The organism is Exiguobacterium sp. HSB13, from assembly GCF_056764755.1.
Genome location: NZ_JBUZOM010000001.1, coordinates 940,960 through 958,463, shown reverse-complemented (window position 1 = coordinate 958,463; position 17,504 = coordinate 940,960). Strand labels below are relative to the sequence as shown.

Annotated in this window: 13 protein-coding genes and 1 riboswitch; of the genes, 4 read left to right on the top strand and 9 right to left on the bottom strand. The window is 50.3% G+C overall.

Features of this window, described 5'->3' with window-relative positions; all coding sequences use genetic code 11:
- Positions 1-134: 134 nt before the first annotated feature.
- Positions 135-953 (top strand): alpha/beta fold hydrolase, encoded by an 819-nt coding sequence (locus ACZGCQ_RS05170; protein ID WP_481265700.1) that lies wholly within the window; start codon positions 135-137, stop codon positions 951-953.
- 72 nt (positions 954-1,025) lie between these two features.
- On the opposite strand, the gene ACZGCQ_RS05165 is transcribed toward ACZGCQ_RS05170, so the two are convergent.
- From ACZGCQ_RS05165 to ACZGCQ_RS05125, 9 genes are all read right to left on the bottom strand, one after another.
- Positions 1,026-2,057 (bottom strand): NAD(P)/FAD-dependent oxidoreductase, encoded by a 1,032-nt coding sequence (locus ACZGCQ_RS05165; protein ID WP_481265699.1) that lies wholly within the window; start codon positions 2,055-2,057, stop codon positions 1,026-1,028.
- Positions 2,058-2,112: 55 nt separating this feature from the next.
- Positions 2,113-2,835: an energy-coupling factor transporter transmembrane component T family protein gene (locus tag ACZGCQ_RS05160; protein ID WP_481265698.1), complete on the bottom strand. Its 723-nt coding sequence runs from the start codon at positions 2,833-2,835 to the stop codon at positions 2,113-2,115.
- Entirely contained in the window at positions 2,807-4,336 is a 1,530-nt protein-coding gene (locus tag ACZGCQ_RS05155; RefSeq protein ID WP_481265697.1) for an ABC transporter ATP-binding protein, read from the bottom strand. Before ACZGCQ_RS05155 ends, ACZGCQ_RS05160 begins: the two co-directional genes overlap by 29 nt.
- Positions 4,333-4,905, bottom strand: a complete 573-nt coding sequence (locus tag ACZGCQ_RS05150; protein WP_481265696.1) for an ECF transporter S component — start codon at positions 4,903-4,905, stop codon at positions 4,333-4,335. Before ACZGCQ_RS05150 ends, ACZGCQ_RS05155 begins: the two co-directional genes overlap by 4 nt.
- A 100-nt stretch (positions 4,906-5,005) precedes the next feature.
- Positions 5,006-5,105: riboswitch (TPP riboswitch) on the bottom strand.
- 96 nt (positions 5,106-5,201) lie between these two features.
- Positions 5,202-5,879: a 50S ribosomal protein L25/general stress protein Ctc gene (locus ACZGCQ_RS05145; RefSeq protein ID WP_481265695.1), complete on the bottom strand. Its 678-nt coding sequence runs from the start codon at positions 5,877-5,879 to the stop codon at positions 5,202-5,204.
- Positions 5,880-6,170: 291 nt separating this feature from the next.
- Positions 6,171-7,721, bottom strand: a complete 1,551-nt coding sequence (locus ACZGCQ_RS05140; protein WP_481265694.1) for a GNAT family N-acetyltransferase — start codon at positions 7,719-7,721, stop codon at positions 6,171-6,173.
- A gap of 12 nt (positions 7,722-7,733) precedes the next feature.
- Complete coding sequence (locus ACZGCQ_RS05135; RefSeq protein WP_481265693.1) at positions 7,734-8,264, bottom strand: glycerol-3-phosphate acyltransferase; 531 nt, start codon at positions 8,262-8,264, stop codon at positions 7,734-7,736.
- Complete coding sequence (locus tag ACZGCQ_RS05130) at positions 8,261-10,873, bottom strand: DEAD/DEAH box helicase (RefSeq protein ID WP_481265692.1); 2,613 nt, start codon at positions 10,871-10,873, stop codon at positions 8,261-8,263. Before ACZGCQ_RS05130 ends, ACZGCQ_RS05135 begins: the two co-directional genes overlap by 4 nt.
- 30 nt (positions 10,874-10,903) lie before the next feature.
- Positions 10,904-11,944 (bottom strand): tyrosine-type recombinase/integrase, encoded by a 1,041-nt coding sequence (locus ACZGCQ_RS05125; protein ID WP_481265691.1) that lies wholly within the window; start codon positions 11,942-11,944, stop codon positions 10,904-10,906.
- 429 nt (positions 11,945-12,373) lie between these two features.
- On the opposite strand from ACZGCQ_RS05125, the gene ACZGCQ_RS05120 reads away from it, so the two are divergent.
- The 3 genes from ACZGCQ_RS05120 (at position 12,374) to parC (ending at position 17,322) form a co-directional block, all read left to right on the top strand.
- Complete coding sequence (locus ACZGCQ_RS05120; RefSeq protein WP_023468336.1) at positions 12,374-12,775, top strand: CoA-binding protein; 402 nt, start codon at positions 12,374-12,376, stop codon at positions 12,773-12,775.
- Positions 12,776-12,953: 178 nt separating this feature from the next.
- Complete coding sequence (gene parE, locus ACZGCQ_RS05115; protein WP_481265690.1) at positions 12,954-14,924, top strand: DNA topoisomerase IV subunit B; 1,971 nt, start codon at positions 12,954-12,956, stop codon at positions 14,922-14,924.
- Positions 14,917-17,322 carry a DNA topoisomerase IV subunit A gene (gene parC, locus ACZGCQ_RS05110; RefSeq protein ID WP_064299873.1) on the top strand — a complete coding sequence of 802 codons (2,406 nt, stop codon included), beginning with the start codon at positions 14,917-14,919 and terminating at the stop codon, positions 17,320-17,322. Before parE ends, parC begins: the two co-directional genes overlap by 8 nt.
- Positions 17,323-17,504: the final 182 nt, after the last annotated feature.

Genomic DNA, 17,504 nt, shown 5'->3' with positions numbered 1-17,504 from the left:
ATGACTATATTTTACCATAATTTCTAGAATAGACAGAATTTTCTATAATGCTTTAACATCAAGATGTTTGATATCTCTTGACTCGGGAATAATAGATGCATGCACGGTCAATCTATTACTATGGGGGTTTTATGATGAGTACATTCATTCAAGCAGTTGATGGCACGAAGATTTACGTCGAGGACGTCGGATCGGGTCAACCAGTCGTCTTTCTACACGGCTGGCCGGCAAACAACAATATGTTCGAGTATCAAAAGAACCTGCTCGTCGAAGAAGGATACCGTTACGTCGGAATTGATTATCGCGGTTATGGTCAATCAGATGCACCGGCAACGGGATACGATTACAAGACGATGGCGTCCGATATCAATGAAGTCATCGAACAGCTGAAATTATCGAACGTCACGTTGCTTGGCTTCTCGATGGGAGGAGGAATCGCCTTGTCCTATCTCTTGCAATACGGGGATTCAAAAGTCAGTAAGCTCGTTCTCGCAGGAGCTGCAGCACCTGTCTTTACACAGCGAGACGGTTATCCATACGGAATGACAAAAGAAGAAGTCGATGCGTTGATTGCCGACACGAAACAGGATCGTCCGTCAATGCTCAAAGGATTCGGGGAAATCTTCTTCGCGAAGGAACATCCAGAACCACTCCAACAATGGTTCCACGGTCTTAGCATCGCCGCTTCGTCCCACGGTACGATTCAGTCAGCAATCGCATTGCGTGATGAAGACTTACGTGGAAAACTCGAGAACATCAAAGTCGATACGTTGATCATCCACGGTAAAAAAGACCAAGTTTGTCCGTTCGAGTTCGCGGAACAAATGCAAAAGGAAATTCCACATGCACGACTCGAAGTCTTTGAAGAGAGTGGGCACGGCATGTTGCTTGATGAACAAGAGAAGTTCAACGAGACATTACTGTCGTACGTCAAAGGAAATCAAACCGTCTAATCCAACAAGCCATGGACACCCGTCCATGGCTTGTTTTTGTGTACAGAAAAAAGCGTGCGCCGGCGCACGCTTTTAAGGGCGATACTTCCGCATGAACCGTTGATCAATCCAACGCTTCAGGTACCAACCGAACGGGTGAGTCGAATACTGATTGCCATACAGGGAAACCGCATGACGTGGTCCCATCGATAAAATCGTCAAATAGTTCGTTTGCGGACGATAGGATCGCAACGTTTCTTCTTTGACATACCGTAAGAGGTTCGCTAGTAAGATCGGTGCTTGCCGGACAGCTGTGACACCGTTCTTCGGAATGTCGGGATAGGCGACGAGGGTCGCCGCGTCACCCGCAGCAAACAGACTCGGATGATCGAGCGCTTGCAGCTGTTCAGTGACGAGTAGGAATCCGTCTTCCGTGAAGAGCTTGCTGTCCGCAAACAATGCTGGAGCTTTCGCACCCGTCAAGCGAATGATCGCATCCGAATCAATTGGTTGATGATGTGAAAAGCGGAGGGGAGACACCTCGTTCAGTGGCCGTTCCCGAATCCAATGAACATCGAGTTCTTGTAAGCGTCGTGTAATGGCTTCCGCTGCTGGGTGCCCTGAAAGTAACTCTGGATCCGTGATCAGGGTGATCGGTACGCCCGCTGCTTTTAAGGACGCCGCCATCTCGACAGCAGCTGCTCCGCTCCCGATCAAGACCGGACGCTTTGCTTGTTGCAGGCGCTTTAATGTACCCGGTAACCGGTAGTTCGGTTTGATCGATAATCGCGTCGTGTCTTCCGTCCAATCGAACGAGCCGATATTCGTCGAGACGACGTCATAGGTATAGTGTCTGCCGGATGCACCGAAGACGACCTTTTCGACAGGGTCGATTTTGATGACAGTCTCCTCGATGAATTGTTTATCATAGGCGCGACATAAGGCGGCAACGTCGACACGGATCTCATCGATATCGTATGTTCCGTCAGCAAGACCGGAATACATGCCCGAGTAATATTGATACGTCGAGGCATTCAGAACCAGCCACTCGACGTCTTCTGTGGGTCCGTGTGTAATGCAATGCAGGTGAGCGTGTCCCGCACCAATCAAGAGGATTCGTTTCATGTTGTTCTCCTTCAATCTGTCTTGCTAAAATGTACCCGGATACGGGTGGCGGTAATCATAGCCAAAAGACAAGACTGATAAACAGGAGGATGACCACAAGGTAGATCATATCCTGACGCTGAACGACCGGTACCTCGTAATACGTCCGCTTTGCTGAAAAATGACGGGCTTCAATGGCAATCGCCATCCGTTCTGCTCGCTGAATCGACCGTGAGAAGAGTGGTAAGCCGATTGAAAGAAATCCATCACCAGGAAAACGACTCTGCACATTGCGAATCATCCGGACTTGCCGCAAGACGCGGACTTCTTCGACCAGTTGTGGCAGAAAGCGGATCCCGGCAAGGAATCCATAGGCGAAGCGAGGAGATACCTTCGCCTGATGGATCAAGCTCATCACAAATCGGGTCGCATCGGTCGTCGTGACGAAAGCGAGACTTAAACAGACGAACGCTGCCATTCGTAAGGCAAGTAACCAGCCGTGCATGACGCTTTCCGACGTGACATGAAACCAACCGAACGACCAGAGGGTATTCGTACCTTTGCCGAAAGCCGCCATCATCCAAAACGTTAGCAGGAACAACAGACTGTACGGCGCAAGGCGTTTTAAGAAATCCATCGGTGTCCATCCAGAGAGGAGTAGCAACGCGATAGCAAAACTTAGGAATACCAACGTCTTGATCCAGTCGTTCGTTGCGATTAGGGCAAACATGATCAAAAACAATCCGCTCCCCTTGATGACAGGATTGAGTTTAGCGAACGGTGACGCGTTCGTCTGCATTGCGCTTCACCTCCTGGAATTGGTACGAAAGCGGACGTTGTAGCTGACAGCGTTCGAGTAACGGAACGTCAGCGAACAACTCGTTCGGATACCCGTCAAAAGCAATCCGTCCTTGCTCCATGACGAGGACACGATTTGCGTACCGGGCGACGAGTTCCATATCATGCGTTGCCATGACGAGTGTCGTTCCGTTTTGTTGCTCCGTCAACAACTGCTCCATTAAACGCCGCGTCGTCAACCCGTCCTGTCCGAACGTCGGTTCATCGAGCAGTAACAAATCCTTCGTCTGCCCGAGTATCGTCGCGACGCTGAGTCGTCGTTGCTGCCCCGTACTGAGTGCTAGCGGTGACTGTTGTTTGACGGATGCAAGTTCCAGCCGTTCGAGCAATTTTGCGCGCTCATCACTCGTCGCTGCTCGGTGACTCCAGTCGATTTCCGCTTCGACTGTCAGCTTGAGAAACTGCAGATCCGGTTGTTGAAAGACATAGCCGACGTGCTCATAAAAGCGTCGCCGGGAGTAACGATGAGCCGGACGTTCCTGGAATCGATATGTTCCACGATGGGGGAGCAATCGACCGAGTGTTGCAAGTAACGTACTTTTTCCGGAGCCGTTTGCCCCGAGCAACATCACCCATTCTCCTGTCTGTAAGGAAAACGTCGCATCGGTCAGCGGATATGGTTGTTTCGATGACAATTCGTGAACACTTAACAAAGGAAGTCCCGTTGTAGTGATAGGAGGCGTGACATAGAGTCGTGCTGCTTGCGGTCCATCCGCTGGTAACGTCTCTAGCGTATACGGATACAAAGAGGGAACAGCGATGCCTTTTGATTGAAGCTCCGTATAAGCCTGTGGAAACAAATCCCGTGGGTGCGCGGTCTCAGTCACGGACCCGTCCTCGAGTAAGACGATCTGGTCGACGTATGGTAAACAGACATCGAGTTGGTGCTCAATCAAGACAATCGTTAAATCGTGTTCTTTCTGAATTCGAAAAATCAATTCCATCAACTCGTGTTGTCCGATCGGATCAATCTGAGCCGTTGGTTCATCAAGTAATAAGATTGTCGGCTCAAGTGCAAGGACCGCGGCAAGCGCTAGGCGCTGTTTCATCCCACCCGATAGACTTGCGATCGCTGTCGAGAAGGGGAGGGGGAGACCGACAAGTGTGAGTAAGCGTTCCATTCGTTCATCCATCTCCGCGTGTGGAATCGACCGGTTTTCTAAACTAAAGGCGATTTCCCGTCCGATCGTTTCCATGCAGAACTGTTCTTCTGGATTTTGGAATAAGACTCCGACCGAACCGGACCGGGTAACGGTTCCAGTTTGTTCGACTTCAATCGTCTCCGGTGTCAGTCCGGCTAAGGCATGAAGTAGTGTCGTCTTGCCACTCCCGCTTCGTCCAAGCAGAAGGGTCGTACCTTGCTCGATCGTTAGCGATACATGATCGAGCACCGGCTTCATCTGACCCGGATAGCGGATGCTGAGGTCGTCGACAGTAATCATGCGACTTCCCGTTTCGCACGTCCTGCTGCAAACCCGTTCAAGACACCGGTCGCAACAAGACGACGGACGAGAATCGCTGCGAGCAAGCCGCCGAGTAATGCACCACTGATCAATTGTAAGCCAGTTGTCGCAAGCAACGTCGTCGTCGTGTAGTAACCGAATCCGTTCGCGATCAGACTGTAGACGATACTACCAACTGCAGCACCGACGCCCGACAACATCAATGTCCAGGTATCATAACGGCGGTAACGTGTCATGGCGAAGACGAGTTCCGCACCAAGTCCTTGGCAGACCCCGATCAATAGAGCAGATAAGCCGAAGTGGCTTCCCGTAAACAGTTCGACGGTCGCCGCGACGACTTCTGCGATCAGGGCAGCACCTGGTTTTTGAATGATTGCTGCGACAAGCGGACTTGCGATGATCCAGATCCCAAACATCCAGTTGGCACCGACTGGTCCGAAGATTGCAGACATCGGTAACCAGAGTGTTGACCAACCGAGATAGATGACGCCGCAAGCCACGGCGAGCATCATCATGACCATGATTTCTTTCATCTTCCAGTGTTTCATCAAATACGTCCTCCTTTAAATGGGGGAGACGCCAAAAAAGACCGCCCTCCGTAAAAAAGAGAGCGGTCCTCAGAAAAACTGCGCGCAGCAGGAGTCATTGGATGTGATCGCTCCACTTTCCTACGCTAGTATGAACTAGATCAGGTTCGAAGGGTCCGAAGTGAATCGTCTCAGCCAAATGGGCTCCCCTAGTGGATATAGTGAATAGTTGATACGCTGTTCACTTTAGGCAATCCAGCGTCTATTGTCAAGACACAAAAAAACGATACGCCACGAAGGGCGTATCGCTGAACAACTTATTTGTTGTCTTCGTTCTCTTCTGTTGTTTCTTCTGAAGACTCTTCTGTTGCTTCCGCTTCGTTGTCTTCACCAGCTTCAGCTTGCGCCTCTGCTTCCGCTTCTTCGATTTCCTCAAGATCTTGTTCAAGCGTTGATTCGACGACAGCTGCGACTTGAATGTCGCCTTCTGTGACGATACGGAAATCTTTTTGTTCCGGAAGATCAGCTACAGAAATCGAATCACCGATTTCGAGGTTCGTGACGTCGACTTCGACGTTCTCTGGTAATTTATCTGGTGTTGCTGCAACTGTTACTTTAAAGAGTGTTTGTGATAGGAATCCACCGACTTTAGCGCCAGCTGCTTCCCCAACGAGTACGATGTCTGCTTCGACTTCTGTCTCTTCATCCATTTTGACGGCGATGAATTCGACGTGGTCGATTGTTGGTGTGAAGACATCCATATCACGACGGTTGATCAGAACGTTAACGTTCTTGCCATCTAATTTTAGTGAAATCAAGACGTTTTCACCGTTTTCACGGATAATCTTGATGAGTTCTTTTTCTTCGAATGCGATTGGCGTACTTTCCACTTTGTAACCATACACGACACCAAGAGCTTTTCCTTCATGACGTAATTGTTTACGGAGTGAGCGTGGACGTACCTCGCGTTTTTCGACTGTTAATTTAACTGACATGTTCATTTCCCCCTTGAATTTGGTATAGCCCTCAAAAGGTAATGAATGTAGGAGCAGGACAAGTCCTGAACAATTTAAATATGCTAAGACAATCGGTTTCAGACTCGCTTTGAATCTGACGCTTTCGTGACTTTGCATTTCTCTCCCAGGTCATTACGCTGATATTGAGAAACATGTGTGAGTAAGTCACCGGTTTGATGCGGTGCTATTGAGTTTATACCCCTATGTTTTAAATCCTCAAACCTCTTTTTTTATTTTTTTAAAGTCGAAAGACCTCCAAACCGCTTGAAATCAAGGGTTGAGAGGTCTTTCATTTTTCTCGTTTTTTAAGATGATGCGTTGGTTTTCACGGATCAAAACACGGACGAGACGTTCGATTTGCCGCATCGTCGTCTGTCCCATCGTCGAAATTTGAAGCCACTGATTGCGAACGAGATAGTCACTTTCATATTGAACGTGATAGCCCTGGATCCGGAGAGCATCTCCTAAGTCGGTTGCCGACGGATGGACAATCGTCAGGATTCCCGGCGCCTGTGCCTCTTGAGTCGCAAGAAGTTGAAAACCAGTCGCGCGAACGGCTTGTTCGAGATAGGTCATCTTGATTGCGGCTTGATCGAGATCGAGGGCATCCAGTGCTGCCTGACAAGCAAGTAACAGGTTCGAGGAACCGGAGAAAGCGACACCTTCCATATAGAGCCCGAGATCCAGATAACGTGGAATACGCGGAGAAGGTAGGATGCTGTCTGCATGCCCGATGAACGCAAGACCCGGTAATCCGCCAATCGCTTTTCCGGAGACGGTCGTGACGAAGGTACAGCCAGCGTATGAGAAACGTCCGGTCCCGACGGCGCTGATTGCATCGACGATGAGTGCAGTTCGTTGATTCAACAGTGCTTTTAACGCATCGAGATCGTAGAGAACGCCCGTTGACGTCTCACAATGCGTTAACCAAATCCAGTCGTACTCCGTTTGATGCAGTTGGCTCTCGAGTTGTTCTAAGTCGATCGGGTGACCTGGTGAAAGGGTATGGACATCAAAGGACTTTCCGGCACGTGCCGCGTGATCAATCAAACGTTGACCGAACTCGCCACCGTTTAGAATCAACCCATGTCCGCTTAGTTGCTGTGCGACGATATCATTGGCGAGGGTGCCACTGCCGACAGCCATCGAGACGTGTGGTAGATCCAGTAGTTGACGCATCCGACCACGCAAGTCTTGATCGAGTTGGCGCATCGAAGCCGTCCGGTGTGGGCGCGGTGCTTGTTGCGCCGCTTGCCGTACCGTCGGAGCGACCTCGACCGGACCGGCTAGAAAATGCAGAGGACGTAAGACGTCCGCGATGACGGAGCGTTCGTATGTCGCCCGTGACAACAACATTGGTACGAACAGGGCGTCACCACTACCGAGCGTTGCTGCGATTGGCGTGAAGCCGAACCGCGCGTACAGTTTTGCCTCCCGCGTCGTACCGCTGATATAGACGTAATCGATCGTCTCCCGCTCCAAGTAGACCATCAAAAAGCGCATCAATTGCATGAACGTACGACTATTACGGTATTCGGGCCGAACGCTGAGCAAGCGGATTTCCGCCGGATCTGTCAGTGTCTCATCTAGCGTTACACCTTTTTCTTCGAGCGAAAAAGGACGATGCTTCCGAATAGCAATCATCGCGACGAGTCGATCGTCTTCTTTGCCGATCAGATAGGTATTTTGATCATGAAAGCGGTCAATCCGTTTCTGCTCGATGTTTGGTTGGTGTTGCGGAATCTCTTCCGTGAAGGTGAGATAGTTCAATTCATGGATTGCTTCAGCGTCCGCAACGGTAGCAATGGAAAAGTCGATCATGAGACGTCCTCCTTATGTAATGACTGGCTTGTGAAGTGCATCATGAGCCCACAGGACAAGTAGACTTACGGCAACGGTACACAAGATATTGATGGGTCCCGCGCCAAAGTAGACAGGGAGTAACGGGAGCAGCACAACCGGAATCAGCCCCGCTTTGACGCTATCTTTCGTTATGAGATAAGACAGACCGAGTATGCCTAGTCCACCCAGATATGCCCATGGTGTGATGGCAAAGACGATGCCGGAAAATACGGCATACCCTTTACCGCCACGCCGCGGATGAAACAACGGAAACAAGTGACCGATGAGCACGGCGAGGGCGACTGGGTAAAACGCGTCTGTGATCTGCAACACAAGAACCGTCTTCGCAGCATCAAACAGATACACGAATAAAAAGGCCGGGAGCCCACCGGCGCGATGGGCATTGCGGGCACCGATGTTTCCGGAACCGACCTGTGCCAAATCGGTACGACTGATGTACTTCCAGAGCGTACCGCCAAGCATGCTGCCGATGAGATAACCAAGCAGGAGATCAAGGATCACCGATGTTCCTCCTTTGTCGTTACGAGATGGACGAGTTCCTTGACGGTCAAGGCATCACTGTCCGGAGCCGTCAGGACGGCATCGACCATCTGAGCTTTTCGATCTTGTAATTCCGTCATCTTCTCTTCAATCGTCCCGCGTGTCAGCAGTTTGATGACCGTCACGTCAGATTGTTGTCCAAGCCGGTGGGCGCGATCGGCTGCCTGTTGTTCGACGGCCGGATTCCACCAGCTGTCAAACAGGATGACGGTATCAGCAGTTGCGAGATTCAGTCCCGTTCCCCCGGCTTTCAGTGAAATCAAGAAAAGATCGACTTCACCGTCATTGAACCGATCGCATAACGCGACCCGGTCTTCAAGTGGTGTCTCACCCGTCAATAGGAAGTGGGGGAGGTGCCGTTGCGCAAGGTCCGAACGAATGCGCTCGAGCATTTGCGTATACTGCGAGAAAATCAAGATTCGCTTTCCGGCTGCTCGTTTTTCGGCAATCAAAGAGAGCAGACGCGTTCGTTTCGTCGCTTCCCCGGTGTATCCTTCGACGAATAATCCCGGATCGTTGCAAATTTGCCGCAACCGCGTTAATCCTGCTAGTAACTTCATGCGATCTTCGCGTTTCGTCTCGTCTAAATGTTGCAGCGTCTCCAGTTGCAGTTTGGCGAGATACGACGCATATAACCGTTTTTGGTTTGGTCCGAGCTCGACATAGTGATGCTCGATCTGTTTCTTCGGTAAGTCCTGTAAGACATCTTGTTTTTCACGTCGCAATAAAAACGGTTGGATAAACTGTTGCATATCATCAAACGACCATTTCTCAAACGTCATTAGATCCGGCAGTAACTCCGGAAACAGAACATGGAAGATCGACCAGATGTCGCGCGGTCGATTCTCGAGCGGTGTGCCCGTTAAGGCGAAGCGACGTTTTGCTTGCAGATGCCGCAGTTGACTGACCGTTTGTGACTGCGGATTTTTCAAGTGCTGTGCTTCATCAAAGAAGACGACGTCATATACGGGATGGCGGCGGACGTCGGTCCGAAGTGTTGTATAGGAGACAATCCTCACCGTATCTTCAACTAAGTGCTCCAGTTCACGGACTCGGTGAGCTTGAGAGCCTGTCACGACATGAACCGGTCGATTTGGGAGAAAACGCTTCAGCTCCGCCTCCCAGTTGCGAAGCAGTGACGCCGGTGCGACGATAAGCGCACGACGATCTGGGATCGTTGCGATATAACCAATCGCCTGAATCGTCTTCCCGAGCCCCATCTCATCAGCTAAAATCCCGTGACATCCTAACGCGTCTAAATTCTTCAGAAATTGAATGCCCGTCCGTTGATACGGATAGAGTCGTGATTCTAACGAATTCGGCAAGTCGAGCCGGAATCCTTGTCCGGATTTTAATTCAAGCCATTTCTCCAGTAAATCGGCGTGAAGATGGAGGACGGAAGCGCCAATTAGATGCTTCATGTTCCGGACGGCAGGTAAGACGATCCGTCCATCGCGTAAGTCCCGTTCACTCGCTTCCATCTGGGCGAGAACCCGTTGCAACTGCTCGAAGGCACGTGTCTCTAGGGAAACAAATTGACCGGATTTCAAACGGTGATAGCGTTTTTGTAAGACGAGCGACTTCAGGACACGTTTTAGCTCATCTTCCGGAATCCCGTCCATTGAAAAGTTGAAGACAAGCCAGTCGAGGCGGTCCGTCACGTCGACTTCAATCCGCGGATGGAACGGACCTTTTGGTAACGTCGTTCGGATGGCTTGCGTTGCAAATAACTCCAGTTGGCCGAGCGCGACCCGTTCGTCAAGCAGACTCCGCAGAAAAGCATACTGCGCGGCGTCACTCGCGATGACATAATGCGAATTCGAAGATGGTGTCGCTTGAAATTCTCGTAAGAAGCGCAAGACACACTGCTCCGTTACTTGATCCCGCCCAGCGTAGACAGTCTCATCGAGCGGATTGATCTGAATCCCTTGATAATCAAACGACACGCGGATTTCGACTTCCTGAGCCGTTCGGTCGAGATGGAGCTTGACGATCGGCGTTCCGGAAACGATCCGGTCCTGTAAATCAGGACTGAACGAAACATCGGCAACCCGTTGTAAATGCTCCGTCTGTCCAAGTAAACGATCGAAGTAGGGCAGGGACAGTTGATGTTGCTGCTTATCCGTCAATCGTTTGAGCGTCACGACGGATCCAGTCAGTTCGAAGTGGATTGCCACCCGACGATCCGGTGTGAGACTGCGTAAATAGTTGCGCGCGCCAGCGTCATCGACTTGAATCGCCGTGAACGGACGGATCTGCGGCGATAGCGGCGTCGGTGTGCCATGTGCCTGCACATGATGCATCGCGAGTAAAACGGCGACGATATGGCCACAAAATGACGTATCCATCGCAAGCGACGGACAGTTACAGCCAGCATCGACCCCATGCGCTTTGACGCGGACCGTCACTGTAAATCGTTCCTCACCGTCGACACTCGCTTCAATCAGTTCGTCACCCATCCGGTAATTGTGCAACGTGACCTTTCGGGCAGCGACATACTTCTTACCACGTCGAAAGGCATAGGCATCAGACATTTGTTTGATTTTACGTTCACTGAGCCCGTAATTCACGCTATCTCTCCTTTAGTTGACATAATATGATTATCGTTCACCATCGAATAAATCGACGGCGCGTTTTTTCTCGGAATCACCGATGTGGGCATAGACTTGTGTTGTCGCAACGGACTCGTGACCAAGTAGTTGCTGGATCGTCAGGACATCGACTCCACCAGTCGCAAGTCGTGTCGCAAACGTATGCCGAAGTTTATGTGGCGTAATTTTTTTACGTTCCAAAAAGGGGAGAACCGGTTTTAATCGTTCCGTGTGCCGTTGCAAAATATGCTGAACCGCCCGCGGACTGAGTGGTTTCCCGTGTTTTTGGAAGACGGGCACGGCGCCGCTCGTTGGCATCTGATAATGAATCGCGTATTTGCGTAAGGCAATCCGGGCTGGTTTCGCAAGTGGAATTAACCGTTCTTTATTACCTTTCCCGATGACGCGGAGCGTGTTTTCGTGGAAATCGACATCATTCCAGACGAGCTGGGTCATCTCACTTAAACGCATCCCGCTATAGCCAAGCAGTTGGAATAACGTCACGTCGCGGACGCGATCCCGTTCATAATGCGACGCTTCCCGCGCGTTCATCTCAACGTTTGACGGTAACAACTGAATCAATTCATCCCATTCGCGTTTCGTCAGGTAAACGGGTTCCCGCTTCGCTTGTTTCGGTCGATTGACTTTTGCGACCGGGTTTTCCGACAACTGACCTGTATCAACCAAATAACGGAACAACGATTGTAACGCCGATAACTTCCGGTTGATGACGCTCGGTGCATTTTGTTTCGTTAAGGCAAGGTATTCGGCATAAGCTTCGATCCCCGCTGCATCGATCTCGACGAACGCTTCAAGCGGAATCTCGCGCGCCGTCACTTCTTCACCCGACGCCGTTGCAACGAATTGAAAGAACGCTTCATAGTCGTAGACGTAGCGGCGCATCGTTGCTAATGAGAAATGTTTTGCTGCTAACTGATCCAAATAGGACTGAATGAAGCGAGGCATCCGCTCATAACCCGGAATCGCTGGTGATGTAGCCGAAACGGTCGTTTTATGTATCGTTTTTCCTAGGTTTTTAAATAAACTCATCCAACAATCACCCCTCTAGTAGTAGTATACCAAACGTTGGTACGTCAAACACTTGTTTGCGTGAAATAGTTATTTCACGCAACGTTAAATTGTCAGACAGGGAGCGCTCAGTTGCATCGACAACGCATCAGACGGGTCGTTGGTCAACTCGATGCACGTGAGAATTTAACCTATTTTTATCGTTTTTGAACTACGACATTCTCTTAAATGACAATAATAATATTATGTAACCTCAATCATCGAAAAAGAATGAATATTCAATTTCGCTCTCAGTTGCATCGAGAAGTCGTTCGACGGGTCATCGGTCGACTCATTTGATTTCAAGACGATTTCTGAAAAACGTCGAAAACGTGCTCGATTTCGCATACTTCATCTCGGTTCGGGTATAGAGTGTTAGGTAAGAGTTATTTTCATAAGGGGGAGTTCTAGATGATTACCGATCAACAAGCACGTCAATATTTGAAGGATGCCAAACGCATTGCCGTCGTCGGTGTCTCGAGTGATTCCGGAAAGACCGCGAACTGGATTGCGGACTACTTAGTCCAACATGGATACGAAGTCATTCCAGTCAATCCGACGTTAAACGAGTGGAACGGTCAAAAAGTCTATCCGAGCGTCGCAAGCATTCCAGGACACATCGATATCGTCGACGTCTTCCGTCGGTCTGAGTTTTTAGCGGATGTCGCCAAAGATGCTGTTGCTCACGGTGACGTCGGGATGATTTGGAATCAGCTTGGTCTCTCGAGTGTCGAAGCAGAAAGTCTCGCACTCGGTGCTGGTATTCCATATATTGAGAATCGTTGCATCAAAATCGAGCATCAATATCTGTGAGTCATCGCACGATTTTAGGCATCTTCACCCGTTCGTGAAGGTGTCTTTTTTCATGCGCTTTACAGGTTATGCTTGTCAGGAAGCAAGAAGATGCCTACAATTAGAGACAGACTACTTGAAATAACGAACGAACGTTTGTAAAAACGACGTCGTAATTTCGAATTTTGAGGTGAAATGAATGGCGACAGACTTAAATAACTACAATGATGATGCCATACAGGTGCTCGAAGGACTCGAAGCAGTCCGGAAGCGCCCAGGTATGTATATCGGTTCAACCGATCACCGTGGACTTCACCATCTCGTCTACGAGATCGTCGATAACGCAATCGATGAGGCACTCGCAGGATTCGGGGAACAAATTGACGTCACGATTCATAAAGATAATGCAATCACTGTCCGTGACCATGGACGTGGGATGCCAACGGGGATGCACGCATCGGGAAAGCCGACTGCTGAAGTCATCTTCACGGTCCTTCACGCTGGCGGTAAGTTCGGTCAAGGTGGCTATAAGACGTCCGGTGGCTTACACGGCGTCGGGGCGTCGGTCGTTAACGCCTTATCAACGGATTTGAAAGTAACGATCTTCCGTGACGGGAAACAATATGAGCAAATCTTTGAAAACGGTGGGATTCCGAAGACGACGTTGCTTGAAACGGGTACGACGCGTCAAAAAGGAACGAGCGTTTACTTTAAACCAGATGGCTCGATCTTCAGTACGTTGACATACAACTACGATACGCTCGCAGAACGCTTACGCGAATCCGCTTTCTTGCTGAAAGGTCTGAAGATTACGCTGACGGACGAACGGTCCGATAAACAGGACATCTTCCAGTACCAAGACGGTGTCAGCGAATTCGTCCAGTACTTGAACGATGATAAAGACACGCTGCATCCGACGGTTGCGTTCGAAGGTACGGAAAACGAGATCGAAGTCGATATCGCCTTCCAGTTCACGGATGCCTACTCGGAAAACGTCCTGTCGTTCGTCAACAACGTCCGGACACGCGACGGTGGAACACACGAAGTCGGTGCAAAAACGGCAATGACACGGGTTATGAATGAATATGCCCGGAAAAACACGCTCTTGAAGGAAAAGGATAAGAACCTTGACGGAAATGATATCCGCGAAGGGTTGACGATGATCGTCTCAATCCGGATTCCGGAAGAGTTCCTCCAGTTCGAAGGACAAACGAAGTCGAAACTCGGTTCGCCGGAAGCACGGACGAGCTGTGACGCTGTCATCAGTCGTCGTCTCTCGACGTACTTGGAAGAAAACCCGCAAACGGCGACGCTGTTGATCAAAAAAGCGATCCGCGCAGCGCAAGCTCGGGAAGCGGCACGAAAAGCCCGCGAAGAAGCACGAAACGGGAAAAAGAAGAAACGTTCGAGTATCTTGAACGGGAAACTGACGCCTGCTGCTTCGAAGAACGCGGACAAGAATGAACTGTTCCTCGTCGAGGGTGATTCTGCCGGTGGTTCCGCGAAACAAGGACGAAATCGGACGTTCCAAGCGATTCTTCCACTCCGTGGTAAGGTCTTGAACACAGAAAAAGCGAAACTCGCTGACATCATGAAAAATGAAGAGATCAACACGATCATTCACGCGATTGGTGGCGGTGTTGGAGCTGATTTCGACTTGTCAGATTGCAATTTTGATAAAGTCATCATCATGACCGATGCCGATACCGATGGCGCGCATATCCAAGTCTTGCTGTTGACGTTCTTCTTCCGCTACATGCGTCCGTTGATCGACGCTGGGAAGGTTTTCGTTGCCTTACCACCGCTCTATCGTGTCTCCAAAGGAAAAGGCAAATCGGAGAAATTTGAATATGTCTGGGACGAAGAAACACTCAAGAAAACGACGAAGAAATTCGGTAAAGGTTATATGATCCAGCGTTACAAAGGACTTGGGGAGATGAATGCACCACAGCTCTGGGAAACAACGATGGATCCCGAGACACGGACATTGATTCGGGTCACGATCGACGATGCTGCTGTTGCGGAAAAACGTGTCTCGGTCTTAATGGGCGATAACGTTGGTCACCGCCGGACGTGGATCGAGGACAATGTCGCCTTCGGTCTCGCGGAAGACCTCTCGATCATCGAGAATGAGCACGTGACGAAAGAGAGTGTGAACGAACATGTCTAATCTACAAAACATCCTGAACCTGTCGCTCGAGCAAGTTGTCGGCGACCGGTTTGGTCGTTATTCGAAATATATCATCCAAGATCGTGCCTTACCGGATGCCCGGGATGGTCTGAAACCAGTTCAACGCCGAATCTTGTATGCGATGCATACGGAAGGGAACTTGTTCGACCGTGCTTACCGGAAATCGGCGAAGACGGTCGGTGTCGTCATCGGTAACTACCACCCGCACGGTGATTCATCGGTCTATGAAGCAATGGTCCGCTTGAGCCAAGAGTGGAAACTGCGTTACCCGTTGATCGATATGCAAGGGAATAATGGATCAATCGACGGCGATAGCGCGGCAGCGATGCGGTATACGGAAGCCCGTTTATCAAAAGTTTCGAGTCTGATTCTCGACGGGATCAACAAACAAACCGTCGATTACACGCTCAACTTCGATGATACGACGGAAGAACCGCTCGTCTTACCGTCACTACTGCCGAACTTGCTGATGAACGGTTCGACGGGGATTTCCGCTGGTTATGCAACCGAGATTCCACCGCACCACGCGGGAGAAGTCCTCGATGCTGCGATTGGTCGGATTTCCGGTACGGTCCAGAACGTCGATGACTTGTTGACGCACATGCAAGGTCCTGATTTCCCGACTGGTGGTGTTGTTCAAGGGCTTGACGGCATCAAGAAGGCGTTCGAGACAGGACGCGGGAAAGTCATCATCCGCTCGCGCTCAACGATTGAGACACTGCGGGGTGGTCGTCAGCAAATCGTCATCACGGAGCTCCCGTATGAGGTCAATAAAGCGAACCTCGTTAAACGGATGGAAGAACTCCGTCTTGATAAAAAGGTCGAAGGTGTCGCTGAAGTCCGTGATGAGACCGACCGCGACGGCTTACGGGTCGTCATCGAGTTGAAGAAGGAAGCGGACGCAGAAGGTGTCTTACACTTCTACCTCAAACAGACTGACTTACAAATTGCCTATAACTACAACATGGTCGCGATCCATGAACGGACACCACGGCAAATGGGCGTCTTGACACTACTTGATGCGTATCTTGCACACGTCAAGGAAGTCGTCATCCGCCGGACAGCGTTTGATCTCGAACAAGCGAAACGCCGTCAGGAAGTCGTTTCTGCCTTGATGACAGCCATCTCTGTCCTCGATGAGACACTTGCCTTGATCCGATCTGCGTCGAACAAAGCAGACGCGAAGGAGAAGCTGATCACGCGCTTCAACTTTACGGATCGCCAAGCGGAAGCCGTCGTCATGCTCCAGCTGTACCGGTTAACGAATACCGATATCGTCGAGTTGCAGGAAGAAGCTGCGAAACTCGAGAAGGAAATCGCTCGTCTTGAGAAGATCCTTAACGATGAAAAGACACGGAATCGTCTGATCATCAAGGAATTGACAGTCTTGAAGGAACAAGTCGCGGACAAACGTCGCTCGACGATCGAAGCGGAGGTTGAAGAACTGAAGCTGAAGACGGAAGTCATGATCGCTGTCGAAGAAACGATGGTCTTCCTGTCGAAAAACGGTTACGTCAAACGTTCGTCGCTCCGTTCATTCGGTGCCTCGAACGACTTACCGGACTTGAAGGAACAGGATCGTCCGTTGCTCCAAGGGCAAGCGATGACGACGGATCACTTGATCGTCTGGACCGTTCGCGGGAATTACTTGCTGATTCCGGTCCATCAATTGCCGGATACGAAGTGGAAAGATGGCGGTCAACACGTCGCGAACCTCGTTCCACTCGAACCGGGTGACCGGGTTCTCTCAGCGGATCTCGTTCGTTCGTTCGACGAAGCACAGCATTGCTTGTTCGTGACTCGTCAAGGGATGGTCAAACGCTCGAAACTGAGTGACTACAACGCCCAGCGGAAGTCAAAACCACTTCAAGGTGTTCGTTTGAAGGCAGACGATGAAGTCTTGTATGCTCAGGTCTCAACGGGTCAAACGGAGCTGTTCCTTGCAACACAGAACGGTTTCGGTCTCTGGTTCACGGAAGACGACGTTCCTGTCGTTGGTGTCCGGGCTGCCGGTGTTAAAGCGATCAACCTGAAGGATCAAGATGTTGTCGCGGGTGCAATTGGCTTCAAGGAAGCACCACAGATCGTCCTCTTGACGCAACGGGGTGCCTTGAAGAAGATGCGCCTCGCGGATCAGTTCCAAGTCTCGAGCCGTGCGCTCCGTGGCTTACAGTTGCTCCGTGATTTGAAATCGAAACCACACCAAGTCGCAGCATTGATCGACGTCACACAAGCGAAAGAATTGGTCCTCAGCGGGAAAGAGCAAGAGAAAACGATCCAAATTGGTTCGTTATCGTTCCTCGACCGCTTATCGAACGGTTCATTTGCTTACGATGAAGAGAAATTCGGTCCATTGCTCGACTGGTATACACGATAAGATGCGGCTCCTCCGGTTAACGGGGGAGCTTTTTTAGATTTAGCGGGGCAGGAGAAGGGGATTTTGAGACGAATGCTCGGAATTTTGAGATTTATCGCTATAAATATCGTTTACAAATTGAAACACTGACCAATAACGGCTACAATAGAAGAAATAGTCAGGTCACGATTCGTCACGAACAA

What these genes read in the sequence shown, in the direction of transcription:
- parC (WP_064299873.1), top strand. Translation starts at nt 14,917, where the DNA reads ATGTCTAATCTACAAAACATCCTGAACCTGTCGCTCGAGCAAGTTGTC.
- ACZGCQ_RS05160 (WP_481265698.1), bottom strand. Translation starts at nt 2,835, where the DNA reads ATGCAGACGAACGCGTCACCGTTCGCTAAACTCAATCCTGTCATCAAG.
- ACZGCQ_RS05125 (WP_481265691.1), bottom strand. Translation starts at nt 11,944, where the DNA reads ATGAGTTTATTTAAAAACCTAGGAAAAACGATACATAAAACGACCGTT.
- ACZGCQ_RS05150 (WP_481265696.1), bottom strand. Translation starts at nt 4,905, where the DNA reads ATGAAACACTGGAAGATGAAAGAAATCATGGTCATGATGATGCTCGCC.
- parE (WP_481265690.1), top strand. Translation starts at nt 12,954, where the DNA reads ATGGCGACAGACTTAAATAACTACAATGATGATGCCATACAGGTGCTC.
- ACZGCQ_RS05170 (WP_481265700.1), top strand. Translation starts at nt 135, where the DNA reads ATGAGTACATTCATTCAAGCAGTTGATGGCACGAAGATTTACGTCGAG.
- ACZGCQ_RS05140 (WP_481265694.1), bottom strand. Translation starts at nt 7,721, where the DNA reads ATGATCGACTTTTCCATTGCTACCGTTGCGGACGCTGAAGCAATCCAT.
- ACZGCQ_RS05165 (WP_481265699.1), bottom strand. Translation starts at nt 2,057, where the DNA reads ATGAAACGAATCCTCTTGATTGGTGCGGGACACGCTCACCTGCATTGC.
- ACZGCQ_RS05120 (WP_023468336.1), top strand. Translation starts at nt 12,374, where the DNA reads ATGATTACCGATCAACAAGCACGTCAATATTTGAAGGATGCCAAACGC.
- ACZGCQ_RS05145 (WP_481265695.1), bottom strand. Translation starts at nt 5,879, where the DNA reads ATGTCAGTTAAATTAACAGTCGAAAAACGCGAGGTACGTCCACGCTCA.
- ACZGCQ_RS05155 (WP_481265697.1), bottom strand. Translation starts at nt 4,336, where the DNA reads ATGATTACTGTCGACGACCTCAGCATCCGCTATCCGGGTCAGATGAAG.